The following is a 17,234-nucleotide window of genomic DNA, read 5'->3' as shown; positions in this document are numbered from 1 at the left end:
TGCCGTATTAGCACAGGTTCTCATCTAGGTTTTTTTTACAATTGTGATACATTGAAAACCTATCTGAGTCTGGGGCCAATAGGTTTGCAGCAATGCTCTGGTCGCCGTAATACCGGCCTTTAATGACGATTAATACAGACCTGATAATCATATTCACTGATGACGTCAAAAGGGTTCTTATGACACAACAGCCGCAAGTCAAATACCGTCACGATTATAAATCGCCGGATTACACCATTACCGATATCAGTCTGGACTTCGCACTGGATGCGCAAAAAACGACGGTCACGGCGGTCAGTAAAATAAAACGTCAGGCAACGGACGTCACACCATTGGTTCTTAATGGTGAAGATCTGACATTAATCAGTGTTAGCGTTGATGGGCAGGCATGGCAACATTATCACCAACAAGACAACACGCTGGTTATTGAACAATTACCGGCAAATTTCACACTGACAATTGTCAATGACATTCACCCTGCGACCAACAGTGCGCTGGAAGGGCTATATCTGTCAGGTGAGGCACTGTGTACTCAGTGTGAAGCTGAAGGTTTCCGTCACATTACTTATTATCTAGATCGTCCTGACGTGCTTGCTCGCTTTACTACTCGTATCGTTGCCAATAAGACGCGCTATCCTTATCTGCTTTCCAACGGTAACCGTGTTGGGCAGGGGGAACTGGACGATGGCCGGCACTGGGTGAAATGGGAAGATCCATTCCCGAAACCTTGTTACCTGTTTGCCTTGGTTGCTGGCGATTTTGATGTTTTGCGCGATAAATTCATTACCCGCTCAGGGCGTGAAGTCGCGCTGGAACTGTTTGTTGACCGCGGTAATCTTGATCGCGCCGATTGGGCAATGACCTCGCTGAAAAATTCCATGAAATGGGATGAAACCCGCTTTGACCTGGAATATGACCTCGACATTTATATGATTGTCGCGGTTGATTTCTTCAATATGGGCGCGATGGAAAATAAAGGGTTGAATGTTTTCAACTCAAAATATGTTTTAGCCAAGGCAGAAACAGCTACCGATAAAGATTATCTGAATATCGAAGCCGTTATTGGTCATGAATATTTTCATAACTGGACCGGCAACCGGGTTACCTGCCGTGATTGGTTCCAACTTAGCCTTAAAGAGGGGCTGACGGTATTTCGTGATCAAGAGTTCAGTTCTGACTTAGGCTCACGTCCGGTTAATCGAATTGAGAATGTGCGGGTGATGCGTGCGGCACAGTTTGCAGAGGATGCCAGCCCGATGGCTCACGCGATTCGCCCAGATAAAGTCATCGAGATGAATAACTTTTATACCTTAACGGTGTATGAGAAGGGGTCAGAAGTTATTCGCATGATGCATACTTTATTAGGTGAGCAGCAGTTCCAGGCCGGTATGCAGCTCTATTTTGAGCGTCATGATGGCAGTGCGGCCACCTGCGATGATTTTGTTCGGGCGATGGAAGATGCATCTAACGTCGATCTCTCTTTATTCCGCCGTTGGTACAGCCAGTCAGGTACACCAATATTGACCGTGCGTGATGATTATGATGCAGAGAAACAGCAATATCATTTACATATTAGTCAGAAAACGTTGCCAACAGCAGATCAGCCCGAAAAACTGCCATTGCACATTCCGTTAGATATTGAACTGTATGACAGCCAAGGTAATGTCATCCCGCTGCAAAAAAATGGCTTGCCGGTTCATCATGTATTGAATGTCACGGAAGCTGAACAAACGTTTACTTTCGATAATGTTGAACATACACCGATCCCTTCTTTATTGCGTGAGTTCTCCGCTCCGGTAAAACTGGATTATAGCTACAGTGATCAGCAACTTACGTTCCTGATGCAACATGCGCGCAATGAATTCTCTCGCTGGGATGCGGCGCAAAGCTTGCTGGCAATCTACATCAAATTGAATGTTGCTAAATATCAGCAGAAACAGCCATTGAGTCTACCTGCCCATGTGGCAGATGCTTTCCGCGCAATATTACTCGATGAGAGCATTGACCCAGCATTAGCAGCACAAATCCTGACTCTGCCGTCTGAAAATGAAATAGCTGAGTTGTTTACTACTATTGATCCACAAGCTATCAGCGCTGTACATGAAGCGATCACTCGCTGCCTGGCGCATGAATTGTCTGACGAGCTATTAGCCGTGTATGTTGCAAATATGACGCCGGTTTACCGCATCGAACATGCTGATATTGCCAAGCGTGCATTACGTAATACGTGCTTGAATTATCTGGCTTTTGGCGATGAGGAATTTGCCAATAAACTGGTTTCCTCGCAATATCATCAGGCTGATAATATGACGGACTCGTTGGCGGCATTGGCAGCCGCGGTTGGCGCACAGCTACCTTGCCGGGATGAGTTACTGGTAGCCTTTGATGTGCGCTGGAACCATGATGGGTTGGTGATGGATAAATGGTTTGCTCTGCAAGCAACCAGCCCGGCGGCCGATGTGTTGACACAAGTACGTGCTTTGCTAAAACACCCGGCGTTCAGCCTGAGCAACCCGAATCGTACCCGTTCGTTGATTGGCAGTTTTGCATCCGGTAATCCGGCGGCATTCCATGCCAGCGATGGCAGCGGTTATCAATTCCTGGTAGAAATTCTCAGTGATCTAAATACCCGTAATCCGCAAGTGGCGGCTCGGTTGATTGAGCCGTTGGTTCGCTTAAAACGCTATGATAAAGCACGTCAGGCGCTGATGCGTAACGCACTTGAGCAATTGAAAACGCTGGATAACTTATCCGGTGATTTGTACGAGAAGATAACCAAAGCATTGGCAGCATAGTGGTGCAATCAGCCAATAGCGTCGACGGCTAACCTTATCATCACAACTGAGAGGGCAGAGATGCCCTCTGTATGACTTTCATCTATTCTTGCCTGCAATTTATCAACACTTTGTTATCAATATGGTTAATTGGATGATTCTTTGCGTGGCTTTACTTAGCAATCGTTTACTTTCCTGATAGATGAATTTACCATTCCCGCGTCTATCCATACTTGAACGCCGGTCAGGAGATCACATGTTCTATCCTCTCGTCAAAAAAGCACTATTTCAGCTTGATCCGGAACGCGCCCATGAGTTTACTTTTCGTCAGTTAAAACGTGTTACCGGCACTCCTCTTGAGTTTTTGGTTCGCCAGTCTGTGCCAACTAAAACGGTTAATTGCATGGGGTTGTCATTTAAAAATCCAGTGGGATTAGCTGCAGGTCTGGATAAAGATGGCGAGTGTATTGATGCGTTGGGGGCAATGGGATTTGGTTTTATCGAAGTAGGAACCGTGACACCGCGGCCTCAGTCAGGAAATGATAAGCCGAGATTGTTCAGGATCGTTGAAGCAGAAGGTTTGATCAACCGTATGGGGTTCAATAATCACGGTGTTGATAACTTAATCGAAAATGTCAAAAAATCCCATTTTGGCGGTATTTTAGGTATTAATATCGGTAAGAATAAAGATACACCGGTAGAACAAGGTAAAGACGATTACTTGATTTGTATGGATAAAATATATCCTTATGCCGGATATATCGCGATTAATATATCTTCACCCAATACACCAGGATTACGCTCTTTACAGTACGGTGAGGCATTGGATGATTTATTAGCCGCAATTAAAAATAAACAAACTGAACTACATCAACGGCACCATAAGTATGTTCCAGTGGCGGTAAAGATCGCGCCAGATCTTACTGAAGAGGAATTGATCGAAATAGCTGATAGTTTAGTTCGTCATAATATTGACGGTGTTATTGCTACAAATACAACTTTAGATCGTTCTCTGATACAGGGTTTAAATTACTGTGAACAAGCCGGTGGTTTAAGTGGCCGCCCAGTTCAATTACGCAGCACTGAAGTTATTCGTCGTTTATCGCAAGAGCTACAAGGGCGTTTGCCTATTATCGGTGTCGGCGGAATTGACTCTGTTATTGCTGCCAGAGAAAAAATGGTTGCGGGTGCTAGCTTGATTCAGATTTATTCCGGATTTATCTTCCGTGGGCCTGGTTTGATTAAGAATATCGTTACTCATATCTAATTATTTATCCTCATTACCTGCCGTGGGGTTTATTTATTCCTCCGGCTCGTCTATATTTTACTCCGATAGAATAAATATACAGCGAAAGCCTTATATGAATTTAATCCCACTCGATGGGGGGAAAGCTCAGTTATTGAGCCAATGATGTTAGCAGTTTGGCGAGAAGGAAAACATATGCGAATTAAACCAGACGATAAATGGCGTTGGTATTTTGATACCGATCATGACCGGCTTATGCTGGATTTAGCTAATGGTATGATATTTCGCTCGCGCTTCCCGTCTAAAATGCTGACACCCGATGCTTTCGATGAATCTGCGTTTTGTGTTGATGATGCTGCTCTTTATTTTGATTTTGAAGATCAATGTCGCCAAATTAAGCTCAGCCATGAACAGCGTTCAGAATTAGTATTAAATGCACTGGTTGCATTTCGTTTTCTGAAACCTTTGATGCCCAAAAGTTGGTATTTTGCACAACAACCTAGAACGCTGATACCAAAAAATGGCGAGCTGGCGTTAGTAAACGTATTGGATAGCGGTGAAGATGTGCGTTTGTTAGTGGTTGAGTCAGGTGACTGTGCAAGTTTGTGTTTATTAGCACAATCGCAAGTGGTATTAGCTGGGCGTCAGATGGTATTAGGTGATGCGATAAAGATAATGAATGACCGTTTATTGCCGCATATTATCGAAGAAGTTTACACCACGCCGGCCTATGACCGGGCGGTATAATACCCTCATCGTTCAAACTAAAGGTGTGTTAGCTGCTCTTATTCCCCGGCCATCCACAGCGCCTCTGTGAGGCTGCTGACAGTCGCGTTCATATCAATTCCTAACCGACTTATCTCTCTTAGTTACCATCCTCCTGCATCTTGAACTCTATTGGGTAATATATCGGTGGCAATCTATTCGTTCATTTACCACTGAGCGTAATATCCCCTTTAGGAATACAGCTACAACAAAGAATGGTTCCATCAGCGCCAACGGCATTTTTCTTTAACGGTGCCACCTCACCATTGAGCAATGTAATTCTGCAACTACCACATATCCCGGCGCGGCATGAATATGGTATGCGAATATTTTGCTGTTCCAATTGTTCGAGCAAAACCTGCTGATTATTGCCATTAAAGCGGATGCCATTATATTCAATAGATACGGTTTTGGATTGTTCTTGTGGTACTGCGAGGGTTTCAGTGACCACACCGGCACTGTATGGCCGTGGTGGTTTAGTTGACAATATTTCTACTTCATCACCGACTCGAATAATACCGCTGTTTCTGGCCACCATATTTTGACCAAAATCGATATCCCCGTTTTCCGCAGTTCGGAATGTCTGTAACGTTTGCAAAGGTTCGCCGGTTGGATGCTTGCGGCCACGCTCAACGCTGACGGTGGTTAATACACAGCGGCTGCATGGTTTGACCAAATCAAAGGTAATATCACCCACTCGGATAACCTGCCAACCATCTTCTGCAAACGCACTGGCACCGGTGACCACCAAATTAGGACGAAACTGTTCCAGTTTAATACTGCCGGGGCAGCGTTGTTGCAATTCTTTAAATGAGGCTTCGTTAATCAACAGATAAGGGAAACCATCCGCAAATGACAGAGGAATTTCTGGCATGGGTTTTACCCGGCGGGTTAATTCAGGCCCCAGCCAGCGCAATTGCACTTCACGCTGAAAATAGCCACTGAGCCAGTTGTTAATAGCAGCAGGGGCAATGAGCGCGGTAAAATGATTCCCCCAGACCTCGGTTGGTTCTGCATTGGCTAAAAAATCATTAAAGCGGATACTGGCACTTTCGCCATCGGGGGCGGTGAGATATAAACCGTCGGCCATCAAGGCTGGGGTGAACATCACCATCTTGGGATTTTGCCGCGCAGTAATAAAAGTGCCATCCAGTTCGGTAATCATAAATACGCGGTCAAAGGCTAACCCACTGCTGCTGACTTGAGCATGAGAAAGCTGCAAACCGCGCATGGATTTCACTGGATGAACGTAAAGTCGGGAGAGGGTAATCACCATTGCCTCCGTGCGAGTATTAAATAAGAAGGAGCAACTTTATGACAAGCCGCTGGGATTAGCTATAATGCGCAACAAATTTCTTTTTGGTGATAGTGCGATATGAACTCTCTGTTTGCCAGCACGGCGCGTGGACTGGAAGAACTGTTAAAAAGCGAGCTTGAAGCGCTGGGCGCTCACGACTGTAAAATAGTACAGGGTGGGGTACATTTTCAGGGCGACGATCGACTCATGTACCAAAGCCTGCTGTGGAGCCGCCTGGCTTCGCGCATCCTGTTACCGCTTAATGAATTTAAAGTTTACAGTGATTTGGACTTGTACCTTGGGGTGCAGGCGATCGATTGGCCGTCGATTTTTGGCTTGGATAAAACCTTTGCCGTACACTTTAGCGGCGTAAATGACGAGATCCGCAATAGTCAGTACGGCGCATTGAAAGTAAAAGATGCCATTGTCGATAGCTTTACTCGTAAGCTCGATCAGCGCCCGACAGTTGCCAAGCAGCAACCAGATATCCGGGTGAATGTATTTCTGCAACGGGATATGGCCAGTGTTGCGCTGGATCTCAGCGGTGAAGGTTTGCATCAGCGCGGTTACCGTGACCTGACCGGTCAGGCCCCGTTGAAAGAGAATCTGGCGGCCGCGATTATTCAGCGTTCTGGTTGGCAGTCAGGCGCGCCGATGGTCGATCCGATGTGTGGCTCGGGTACCTTGCTAATTGAAGCTGCCATGATAGCGTCTGATCGCGCACCGGGTCTGCATCGGCCGCATTGGGGCTTTACCGCCTGGAGCGCTTTTAACGAAGCGCTATGGCGTGAACTGACCACCGAAGCGCAAGTCCGTGCCCGCAATGGTTTGCAGGAAACCACCTCCCGCTTCTTCGGTTCAGATATTGACCGGCGAGTGATTGAAATGGCGCGCGCCAACGCCCGCCGCGCAGGGGTATCAGAACTGATTACCTTTAACGCGAACGATGTCAGCAAGTTGGTGAATCCATTACCTGAAGGGCCGGTGGGGACGGTTATCAGTAACCCGCCTTATGGCGAGCGGTTGGAAAGTGAACCAGCACTGATTGCGTTACATAACATGTTGGGCCGTATCATGAAGTCTGCATTTGGCGGCTGGCGTTTATCGCTGTTCAGTGCTTCTCCTGAACTGTTGAGCTGCCTGCAATTACGTGCTGATCGTGAATTCAAAGCGAAAAATGGCCCACTTGACTGTGTGCAGAAAAACTACCAATTAGCGGCAAATCCACAAGGCGCTGCGGGTGTTCAGGTGGCGGAGGATTACGCTAACCGTCTACGCAAGAATGTGAAAAAACTGGATAAATGGGCCAAGCAACAGGGTATCGAATGCTACCGTTTGTATGATGCTGATTTACCCGATTATAACGTTGCTGTCGATCGTTACGGCAGCAAAGTGGTGGTGCAGGAATATGCGCCGCCTAAAACGATCGATGCGCAAAAAGCACGCCAGCGCTTGTTTGATGTGATTAATGCTACCTTGGCGGTGTTGAATTTACCGTCCAATCAGTTGGTATTGAAAACCCGCGAACGGCAGAAAGGCAAAAACCAATACGAGAAACTGGCGCAGAAAGGTGAGTTCCTGCTGGTGAGTGAATATAACGCCAAGCTATGGGTTAACCTGACCGATTATCTCGATACCGGTCTGTTCCTTGACCACCGTATTGCCCGCCAGATGCTGGGCAAGATGAGTCAGGGTAAAGACTTCCTTAACTTATTCGCTTATACCGGTACAGCAAGCGTTCATGCGGGGTTGGGTGGCGCGCGCAGTACCACGACGGTTGATATGTCGCGCACCTATCTGGAGTGGGCCGAGAAGAATTTACGGGCGAATGGCTTAACTGGCCAGCAGCACCGCTTGATTCAAGCCGATTGCCTCTCCTGGCTCAGTAATACCGATGAGCAATTTGATGTGATCTTCATTGATCCACCGACATTCTCTAACTCCAAGCGCATGGAGACCACCTTTGATGTTCAGCGCGATCATTTAGTGCTGATGAAAGAACTTAAACGGTTACTGCGCCGTAAGGGAACAATCATGTTCTCAAACAATAAGCGCGGTTTCCAGATGGATTTGGACGGAATAAAGGCGTTGGGGCTGGAAGCGCAAGAGATAACAGCTCAGACACAATCAGAAGACTTTGCCCGTAATCGTCAAATCCACAACTGCTGGCTGGTGACTCACCGCCACGAGGAAAAGTAGAAACTATGTCGTTAATTAGCATGTCCGGTGCCTGGTTGTCGTTCAGCGATGCACCTTTATTAGATAATACTGAATTGCATATTGAGGCAAACGAGCGCGTTTGTCTGGTGGGGCGCAATGGCGCGGGCAAATCCACCTTACTGAAAATTCTGAGCAAAGAAGTGCTGTTGGATGATGGTCGCATCATTTATGAGCAGGATTTGATTGTGGCGCGTCTGCAACAAGATCCACCGCGCAATGTGGCGGGTACAGTATTTGATTTTGTCGCCGAAGGGGTACAGGAACAGGCCGAACATCTGAAAGCCTACCACGCAACCTTGCATCAGGTTGAGTTGGACCCGAGCGAGAAGAACCTTAACCGTCTGGCAGCATTGCAGGAGATCCTGGATCATCAAGGTTTGTGGCAATTAGACAGCCGGATTCAGGAAGTGCTGAAACAGTTGGGGCTGAGCGCGGATGCTGAGCTTTCTTCGTTGTCGGGCGGCTGGTTGCGTAAAGCGGCATTAGGTCGCGCACTGGTTAGCTCACCAAAAGTATTGCTGCTGGATGAACCGACCAACCATTTAGACATTGAAACCATCAACTGGCTGGAGGGCTTCTTAAAAGAATTCCAGGGCAGCATTGTGTTTATCTCCCATGACCGCTCCTTTATCCGTGCAATGGCAACGCGCATTGTCGATCTGGATCGTGGCAAATTGGTATCATGGCCGGGTAATTACGAACTGTATCTTGCCAGCAAAGAAGAAGCGCTGCGGGTCGAAGAGCTGCAAAATGCTGAATTTGATCGCAAACTGGCGCAAGAAGAAGTGTGGATACGTCAGGGTATCAAAGCACGACGTACCCGTAACGAAGGCCGTGTTCGTGCCTTGAAAGCATTGCGGATGGAGCGTTCTGAGCGCCGCGACGTGATGGGTACGGCCAAGATGCAAGTCGAAGAGACTGTGCGTTCAGGCAAAATCGTCTTTGAGCTGGAGAATGTTAACTATCAGATTGATGGCAAAGTGCTGGTAAAAGATTTCACCGCTCAGGTACAGCGCGGTGACAAAATAGCGCTGGTGGGGCCAAACGGCTGCGGTAAAACCACCTTGCTGAAACTGATGCTCGGTCAGCTTAATGCGGACAGCGGTAAAGTGCATTGCGGTACCAAGCTGGAAGTGGCCTATTTCGACCAACATCGTGCCGAATTAGACCCAGAACGCACCGTTATGGATAACCTGGCAGAAGGCAAGCAGGAAGTGATGGTCAATGGCCGTTCACGCCACGTATTGGGTTATTTGCAAGACTTCTTGTTCCACCCGAAACGCGCGATGACCCCGGTGAAAGCGTTGTCTGGTGGTGAGCGTAACCGCTTGCTGTTGGCCAAACTGTTCCTTAAGCCAAGCAACTTGTTGATCCTCGATGAACCGACCAACGATCTGGATGTAGAAACGCTGGAGTTGCTCGAAGAGATGGTGGATAGCTATCAGGGTACCGTGCTGCTGGTAAGCCATGACCGTCAATTCGTTGATAACTCAGTGACCGAATGCTGGATCTTTGAAGGGAATGGCCAGATTAACAGCTTTGTGGGCGGCTATTATGACGCACATCAGCAACGTGCTGAGGCAAAGCCTATCCGCCAGGTTGCGGCGAAAGTTGAAGAAACCAAAGCGGTAGCACCGGTTAAGAGTAATATGCCGGTGGCTAAACGCACTGGCAAGTTGAGCTATAATTTACAACGTGAGCTGGATCAGTTACCACAACAGCTAGAAAAATTGGAAAATGAAATCAGTGGGTTACAGGCACAAGTCGGTCACGCAGATTTCTTCTCCCGCCCGCATGAAGAGACCCAACAGGTGTTGAAAGCATTAGCGGATGCTGAACAGGCATTAGAAGTGGCATTTGGCCGTTGGGAAGAGCTGGAAGCTCAGAAAAACAGCTAAAAATGCATTTCCACCGTTCTGTTAAATGAAGAGCTATACGATAATATCCATATTGTTATATTAGTATCATTACAATATGGTACTTAACTATACCCAATAGATTTCAATGTGCAGGAAGGTGGCAAGTAACAGACAAATGGGTTGTAAACCATTTTGAACAGTGCTTGCGCTGGCCCGAAGGATGAGCCTCTGATGAGGCTCATCATCCCGATGCGCTTATACATGTAAGTGATTCGGGTTATTGAGCGTAGCCAACACACTTGCAATTTGAAAGATAAGGGGATACAGGCCAGCCGTAAGGACATAGATATTGTATTCTGTTATTGAGCCTGAACACGGCGAGCATTCAGGGCCATCAGGGAACGTCATCCTGTGCCGGCAGTGTGACATGTCAGTGGTCTTACCCTCCCTGCCTTATCGCACTAAAGCGGTCTGTCCGCGTTGTAAAACCACACTAACTGCTCGGTGGGACGAGCCACGTAAACGGCCTGTGGGCTATGCACTCAGTGCCTTATTCATGTTGGTGCTGGCTAATATGTTTCCCTTCGTCAACATGCGCGTGGCGGGGATCACCAGCGAAATTACGCTAATCCAAATACCGCGTGTGATGTTGGCAGATAACTATGCCAGCATGGCGACACTGTTTATGGTGCTGGTTCAGTTGATTCCAGCATTTTGCATGATCGCGATTATTTTGCTCTGCCTGCGGGTACGTCTGCCATTGCGCTTGAAAACTATGATGGCGAAAGTGCTATTTCAATTCAAAACCTGGTGCATGGTTGAGATTTTCCTCGCCGGTGTGCTGGTCAGTTTTGTCAAATTAATGGCCTATGGCGAAATCGGCATTGGCAGCAGTTTTATTCCCTATTGTATCTTCTGCTTGTTGCAGGTGCGTGCTTTCCAATGTGTGGATCGCCATTGGATGTGGCAGGACATTGCCCCTGCACCCAAGCTGACGCAGCCGTTGATTGCTGGCCGCACAGGTTTGCGCCAAGGGTTGCGCTCCTGTGCGTGTTGTACCGCCATTTTGCCGCAATCACAGCTTGAGTGTCCGCGCTGCCATACTCAAGGCTATGTTCGTCGTCGCAATAGCATACAGTGGACAATGGCGCTGTTGATTACCTCTATTCTGCTCTATATTCCGGCTAATCTGTTGCCGATTATGATTACCGAAAGTTTGGGCAACCAAATGGGTTCAACCATTATGGCTGGGGTTATTTTCTTATGGAGTGAAGGCTCCTATCCGGTGGCAATGGTGATTTTTATCGCCAGTATCATGGTACCTTCGTTAAAAATGTTGGCGATCGGCTGGCTATGTTGGGATGCTAAAGGCAAAGGCAACACCGATACTGAACGTATGCATTTTATCTATGAGGTGGTGGAGTTTGTTGGCCGCTGGTCAATGATCGATGTCTTTGTTATCGCAGTGCTTTCGTCATTAGTCCGTATCGGGCAATTGATGAGTATCTATCCGGCGATTGGTGCACTGTTGTTTGCGATGGTGGTAATCCTGACTATGTTTGCCGCATTAACCTTTGATCCCCGTTTAACCTGGGATCAACTAAGTGAAACAACCCAAAAGGAGCCGCAAGGTGACGGACAATAATCCCAGCCAGAATGTGGCGGAAATTGAAAAAATCAAACGTTGGTCCCCAGTGTGGATTATCCCGATTGTCACTGCACTGATTGGCGCGTGGGTACTGTTTTATCATTTCAGCCATCAGGGACCGCAGGTGGTTTTAACCACACTGAACGCTGAAGGTATTGAAGCGGGTAAGACCAAAATTAAGAGCCGCAGTGTGGATGTCGGTGTGGTTGAGCAGGTCACATTAAGTAAAGACCTCAATCACGTCATCATTCAGGCGCGTCTAAAATCGGGTATGAATACACTATTGCACGGCGATACCGTGTTCTGGGTGGTTAAGCCGCAGATTGGCCGTGAAGGTGTATCAGGCCTTGGGACACTGCTATCGGGTGCTTATATTGAACTGCAACCCGGCAGTAAAGGAAAGACATTAGACGAATTTAAGTTGCTGGATTCACCGCCACTGGCATCTCCTGATGCTAAAGGTATCCGTATTATTCTCGACAGCAATCAGGCCGGTCAACTAAATGCCGCTGATCCGGTGCTATTTCGTGGTTATCGTGTCGGTTCGGTGGAAAGCAGCACGTTTGATGCCAAATCACGCATGATGCGTTATCAGCTATTCATTGGCGCGCCTTATGACAGCCTGGTCACTACCAATGTTCGCTTCTGGAAAGACAGTGGCGTGGCGGTTGATCTCTCCTCACAAGGGATGCGTGTGGAGATGGCATCTTTGGCGACCTTATTCAGTGGCGGCGTCAGCTTTGATGTTCCCGATGGTTTGGACCCCGGCAAGCAAATTACCGAGCCTAAGGCCGAGTTCAAACTGTTTGATAACCGCAGTAGCATCCAAAATTCACTGTATACCGAACATGAAGATTTCTTACTGTTCTTCTCTGATTCAGTGCGTGGCCTGCAATCGGGTGCGCCAGTCGAATTCCGTGGTATTCGTGTTGGTACTGTAGCGGATGTGCCATTCTTTGCTGAGGGCATGAAACAGCGGGTTGATAATGACTTCCGTATCCCAGTGCTTATTCGTATTGAGCCGGGTCGGTTCCAGAATGATTTGGGGCCGGATGCCAACTTCGCCCAAATGCTGAAAACTGCCAAAGAGCGTGGTCTGCGTGCATCACTAAAATCAGGTAACCTACTGACCGGCGCACTGTTTGTCGATCTGGATTTTTACCCAGATGCAAAACCGTGGAAAGGGCCACTGGAAGTCGCGGGCTATCCATTGTTGCCAACCGCCAGCGGTGGTTTGGCACAGATTCAGCAAAAAGTGATGCAGACGCTGGATAAAATTAATAATCTGCCGCTGGACCCAATGGTTACTGAAGTCACCAAAACGCTGGCTGAAAGCCAGAGAACCATGCGCGAAACGCAGAAAACCCTGGAAGCGCTGACCGCTATCACTTCCAGCCCGGCGATGCAGGATATGCCAAAAGACCTGCAAAAGACCTTGAATGAGCTGAATCGCAGCATGAAAGGTTTCCAACCCGGTTCACCGGCTTACAATAAAATGGTGGGTGATATGCAGCGCTTAGATCAGGTGTTGCGTGAATTACAACCGGTATTGCGTACGTTAAATGAAAAGAGCAACGCGCTGGTATTTGAAGCGGCAGGAAGTCAGGACCCTCAGCCTAAGAAGGCCAAAAAATGATGAAATGGATGGCAATTATCGCAGTGCTGTTACTCAGTGCTTGCAGCAGTGATGTCAGCAAAACGTACTATCAGCTACCGGCCTTGAGCGCACCCGCGACTGCCAGTAGCAGTGTGGCATCGAAGCAACTGTGGGTAGAGCATGTCAGCGTAGCCGACTATCTGGCGGCGGCTGGCGTGGTATATCAAACTAATGATGTGCAGTATGTGATTGCCAGTAATAACCTTTGGGCCAGCCCGTTGGATCAACAGTTGCAGCAAACATTAGTGACCAATCTGAGCAATGCGCTGCCGGGCTGGTTGGTCTCTTCACAGCCACTCGATAGCGATCAGGATGTTCTGAATGTCACGATAACCGGGTTCCACGGCCGCTATGACGGGCGGGCGATTATTCGTGGCGTCTGGATACTGAAACATCAAGGGCAACTGATAAAACAGCCATTCGATCTCGAGCTTAAACAAAGTGAAGATGGCTATGACGCGCTGATCCGCACATTGGCAGAAGGCTGGCAACAGGAAGCCAAAATGATTGCAGCCCAGCTACAAAACGTTAAGTAATCTTTGAGGTTATTGCCCCTGATGGCTCGACCCACGCCATCAGGGGCTGGCGCTTAACTCTTCTTCCTGTCCTCACCGATTGCGCGCGAGTCGTTGAGGTCTGTCAGTATCGGTATTCCTTCTTAATCCTCTTTCGTGGTGATGAAAAACCACCGTGGACGAGGATTTTCATTTAATATCAGTAGCTTGCATTCGGTTCTCTCAAATCAATCACTTAGCGAATTCTGCGGGCATAGCTCACAAATGTGACATTGGCGTGAATTTTGCGCATTGCTTTTCTGTTTCTTAAGGTCTATCACTTAACTGTGACTGTGCATAAAGTGGTCACTGTTTTCTTTCCACCAGACCGAAAGATGAGGGAAACGAGGCATGAAGAGACAGAAACGAGATCGCCTTGAAAGGGCGTTGTCACGCGGATATCAAGCAGGTATTTCAGGGCGTTCAAGGGAAATTTGTCCCTATCAAGCATTAGACGCTAGATCACATTGGTTAGGAGGTTGGCGACAAGCCATGGAGGACAGGGCTGTGACCGCTTAAGCGGCTCTCTGTCAGACTAAGGGATCACCTCCGCTTTATGCGCATATTGCGGAGGTTTTCATTTTTACTCTTGGTACTTGTCATGGCCGCGCTGTTGGCTGCCTTGATACCACAGCCGAAAGGGGAAACTATATCCATTCCCTTAATTACCGCACGGTGCATATTGCAGTTACTGTTATTTAAAAAAGCACCACAAAGCACTCGAATAATCACGCTGGGGGCCATAAAACGTACCCCCAACAAGAGGTAAGATATTAGAAAGCCGCAGTGTCTTTAAACAGGCCCACTTTTAAGTCGGTGGCGGTATAAATCACTTTGCCGTCGACCAAGACTTCACCATCAGCCACACCCATGATCAATTTACGCATAATAACGCGTTTAAAATGAATACGGTATGTCACTTTTTGGGCATCTGGAAGAACTTGACCGGTAAATTTAACTTCGCCAACACCGAGCGCGCGGCCTTTGCCTTCACCACCCAGCCAGCCAAGATAGAAACCAACCAACTGCCACATAGCATCAAGGCCCAGACAGCCAGGCATTACTGGGTCACCAATGAAGTGGCAACCGAAGAACCATAGGTCTGGATTAATATCCAGTTCCGCTTCCACATAACCTTTGCCATAGTTGCCACCGTCTTGCGTCATTTTGATGACACGGTCCATCATTAACATATTGCCTGCTGGCAATGGTGGCCCACCAGCGCCAAATAATTCGCCACGGCCAGATGCTTCAAGGTCTTCTTTTGTATAGGATTCGCGTTTATCTACCATGTTCTCAGTAAGCCTTATTTTAGTGAAGTGCGCAGAATAGCGTACAGCTGTACGCTGAGCAAGTCCGATCAGCCCTGGTTGAACCAGTTAAGCCAGCGTAATGGCCATGGCCAGCGGCGTCTGTCCTGCGGATTTATCTGTGCGATACGCTCCTGAATTATACCCAATAAGCTCGGTTGCTGCTCATCTGCGTACACCATGCCGGTTAGTAAGGGTAACGCTTCAGTCACGCTATAAACGGCCCACAGATGGAATTGCCCCTGTTGTACCGCCTCAACTACTGCCTGATTCAAACACAGATGGCGGACATTCGTGGTAGGCAGTATCACCCCCTGGCTTCCGGTTAACCCACGGCGTTGGCAAGCTTCGAAGAAACCTTCAATCTTTTCATTCACACCGCCAATCGGCTGCACATTGCCAAATTGGTCGACAGATCCCGTCACGGCAATTTGCTGGTTGATGGGTTGGTGAGAAAGCGCACTGACCAATGCGCAAAGTTCAGCCAATGATGCGCTATCGCCATCGACTTCACCATAGGACTGCTCGAAAACAATGGAAGCGGAGAAGGGCAGTGGTTGATCAAGTTCTAATTCTGAAATCAAGAATGCCTGCATAATCATCATGCCTTTAGCATGAATATTGCCACCCAGTTCGGCTTTGCGCTCAACGTCAACAAATTCACCGTCACCCAGATGAACCACGCAGCTAATACGCGCAGGCTCACCAAAAGCATGAGGGTGGCCAGGGTATTCCAGAACGGACAGGCCATTAATCTGCCCAACAACCTGCCCTTCGGTTTCAACCAGGATCTGCCCCAGTTCAATCTCATCTTGCATTCGTTCAGCAAGATAGCTTTGTCGCCAATCACGGGCGTTTAGTGCCGATTCCAACGCATTTGCAGTAAGGGTATCTTCTTCAGCATACAGTGCGGCTTCTGCCAGTTGATGAGTCAACCACTGTGGGCATAATGGCAGGCTACCTTGATCGCCGCTGTAGCGCACCGCCTGACGTAACAGAACCGGCCATGCGTCTGCGGATAGCGGAGGCAACTGCTTTTGGTGTAGCAGGGTGTTGATGTAGCTACACCATAGCGTCATACCATCAATATCAACCAGAGGCAGTTCAACTTCAAACTCACCATATATGGCCAGTTCGCCAAGCTCTGGTTCCATGTCATGGAAATCACCCAGTCCCAGGCGGTCACCCACCAATATCAGACGCAGGTCTAGTGGCATCGATGGAATATGAACGGGCAATGGGCGGGTTTCATCAGGGGATAACCAGTCAAAGCGCTGTTGAACGATCATTTGTTTCAAACGCAACCACATCAGTGGCTGAGCCTGTAAGGCGCGAATGGATAAGATCAACACGCCACCATTAGCTTGATGAACCAGGCCAGGTTGCAGTGTTATTTGATCTTTATACCATCTCATGCAACCAAACAGTTGCTCCGGTTCAACCCACTCTTGGTAGAGGCAACGTGAACGCGCAGCAAAGCGCTCGTCACCGTGTTGTGCGGGTTGCCAGGTGACAAGGTGGTCTTGCACTTGATAGTCGCCACCAAACAAGCCAGCGGCTTCGGGTTGCAGCTCTTTAACGGCTTGTGCGATTAATGCCAGATAGTCAGTGCTTTCTTGTGCTTTGATCAGCATAAAGCGCGGTTTGGATTGTGGATGACAAAACAGTGTCATGCCATTCTCTAACCGGGGCTGAATTGCAGCAAAGGAGATAGGCTCCAACTGGGAGGCAGTAGCAAATAACGCTTCATAAGGCGTTGTGTTCGGCAGCAGGGACTGCCATTCAAGTCGGTTATTGGTCAAAGTGATAGATGCAATCGTCAAAAAGGGAAAGAGCGATTATACAAGAATAACGCAGGCTGCATATACGTAGAGTGGCAGTTGGGCGTAAGGAGTAAGATATCA

12 protein-coding genes are annotated in these 17,234 nt (G+C 48.1%); 9 read left to right on the top strand and 3 right to left on the bottom strand.

Translation table 11 applies throughout. The annotated features are described in order from the left end of the window. Positions 1–179: 179 nt before the first annotated feature. From pepN to AT01_RS04660, 3 genes are all read left to right on the top strand, one after another. Positions 180–2,795 (top strand): aminopeptidase N, encoded by a 2,616-nt coding sequence (gene pepN, locus AT01_RS04670; protein ID WP_042546269.1) that lies wholly within the window; start codon positions 180–182, stop codon positions 2,793–2,795. 235 nt (positions 2,796–3,030) lie between these two features. Beyond that, entirely contained in the window at positions 3,031–4,041 is a 1,011-nt protein-coding gene (gene pyrD / locus AT01_RS04665) for a quinone-dependent dihydroorotate dehydrogenase (protein ID WP_042546268.1), read from the top strand. A 174-nt stretch (positions 4,042–4,215) separates the two neighbouring features. Beyond that, complete coding sequence (locus tag AT01_RS04660) at positions 4,216–4,767, top strand: cell division protein ZapC (RefSeq protein ID WP_042546267.1); 552 nt, start codon at positions 4,216–4,218, stop codon at positions 4,765–4,767. 181 nt (positions 4,768–4,948) lie between these two features. On the opposite strand, the gene AT01_RS04655 is transcribed toward AT01_RS04660, so the two are convergent. Beyond that, entirely contained in the window at positions 4,949–6,061 is a 1,113-nt protein-coding gene (locus AT01_RS04655; protein WP_082039542.1) for a YcbX family protein, read from the bottom strand. 99 nt (positions 6,062–6,160) lie between these two features. On the opposite strand from AT01_RS04655, the gene rlmKL reads away from it, so the two are divergent. From rlmKL to rmf, 6 genes are all read left to right on the top strand, one after another. Beyond that, a complete protein-coding gene (gene rlmKL / locus AT01_RS04650) occupies positions 6,161–8,281 on the top strand; it encodes a bifunctional 23S rRNA (guanine(2069)-N(7))-methyltransferase RlmK/23S rRNA (guanine(2445)-N(2))-methyltransferase RlmL (RefSeq protein WP_042546266.1) in 2,121 nt (706 codons plus the stop codon). Between the two features lie 5 nt (positions 8,282–8,286). Continuing rightward, positions 8,287–10,200 (top strand): ABC transporter ATP-binding protein, encoded by a 1,914-nt coding sequence (locus AT01_RS04645; RefSeq protein WP_042546265.1) that lies wholly within the window; start codon positions 8,287–8,289, stop codon positions 10,198–10,200. Positions 10,201–10,510: 310 nt separating this feature from the next. After that, positions 10,511–11,806 (top strand): membrane integrity-associated transporter subunit PqiA, encoded by a 1,296-nt coding sequence (gene pqiA, locus AT01_RS04640; RefSeq protein ID WP_071841489.1) that lies wholly within the window; start codon positions 10,511–10,513, stop codon positions 11,804–11,806. After that, the gene (gene pqiB, locus AT01_RS04635) at positions 11,793–13,445 is read left to right on the top strand and encodes an intermembrane transport protein PqiB (RefSeq protein WP_042546263.1); all 1,653 of its coding nucleotides are present in this window, start codon (positions 11,793–11,795) and stop codon (positions 13,443–13,445) included. The genes pqiA and pqiB overlap by 14 nt, the downstream gene beginning before the upstream one ends. Beyond that, positions 13,442–14,002 (top strand): membrane integrity-associated transporter subunit PqiC, encoded by a 561-nt coding sequence (gene pqiC / locus AT01_RS04630; RefSeq protein ID WP_042546262.1) that lies wholly within the window; start codon positions 13,442–13,444, stop codon positions 14,000–14,002. The genes pqiB and pqiC overlap by 4 nt, the downstream gene beginning before the upstream one ends. A gap of 369 nt (positions 14,003–14,371) precedes the next feature. After that, a complete protein-coding gene (rmf, locus tag AT01_RS20565) occupies positions 14,372–14,539 on the top strand; it encodes a ribosome modulation factor (protein WP_005170911.1) in 168 nt (55 codons plus the stop codon). A gap of 254 nt (positions 14,540–14,793) precedes the next feature. Here the strand turns inward: rmf and fabA are convergent, their stop codons facing one another. Together fabA and AT01_RS04620 are read right to left on the bottom strand one after the other, a co-directional pair. Then, entirely contained in the window at positions 14,794–15,312 is a 519-nt protein-coding gene (fabA, locus tag AT01_RS04625; RefSeq protein WP_004700074.1) for a bifunctional 3-hydroxydecanoyl-ACP dehydratase/trans-2-decenoyl-ACP isomerase, read from the bottom strand. A 68-nt stretch (positions 15,313–15,380) separates the two neighbouring features. Then, a complete protein-coding gene (locus AT01_RS04620) occupies positions 15,381–17,132 on the bottom strand; it encodes an AAA family ATPase (RefSeq protein ID WP_042548495.1) in 1,752 nt (583 codons plus the stop codon). Positions 17,133–17,234 lie beyond the last annotated feature (102 nt).

It is taken from the genome of Yersinia aldovae 670-83, from assembly GCF_000834395.1.
GTDB classification, from domain to species: Bacteria; Pseudomonadota; Gammaproteobacteria; order Enterobacterales; family Enterobacteriaceae; genus Yersinia; species Yersinia aldovae.
This window is presented reverse-complemented; position numbering and strand designations above follow the sequence as displayed.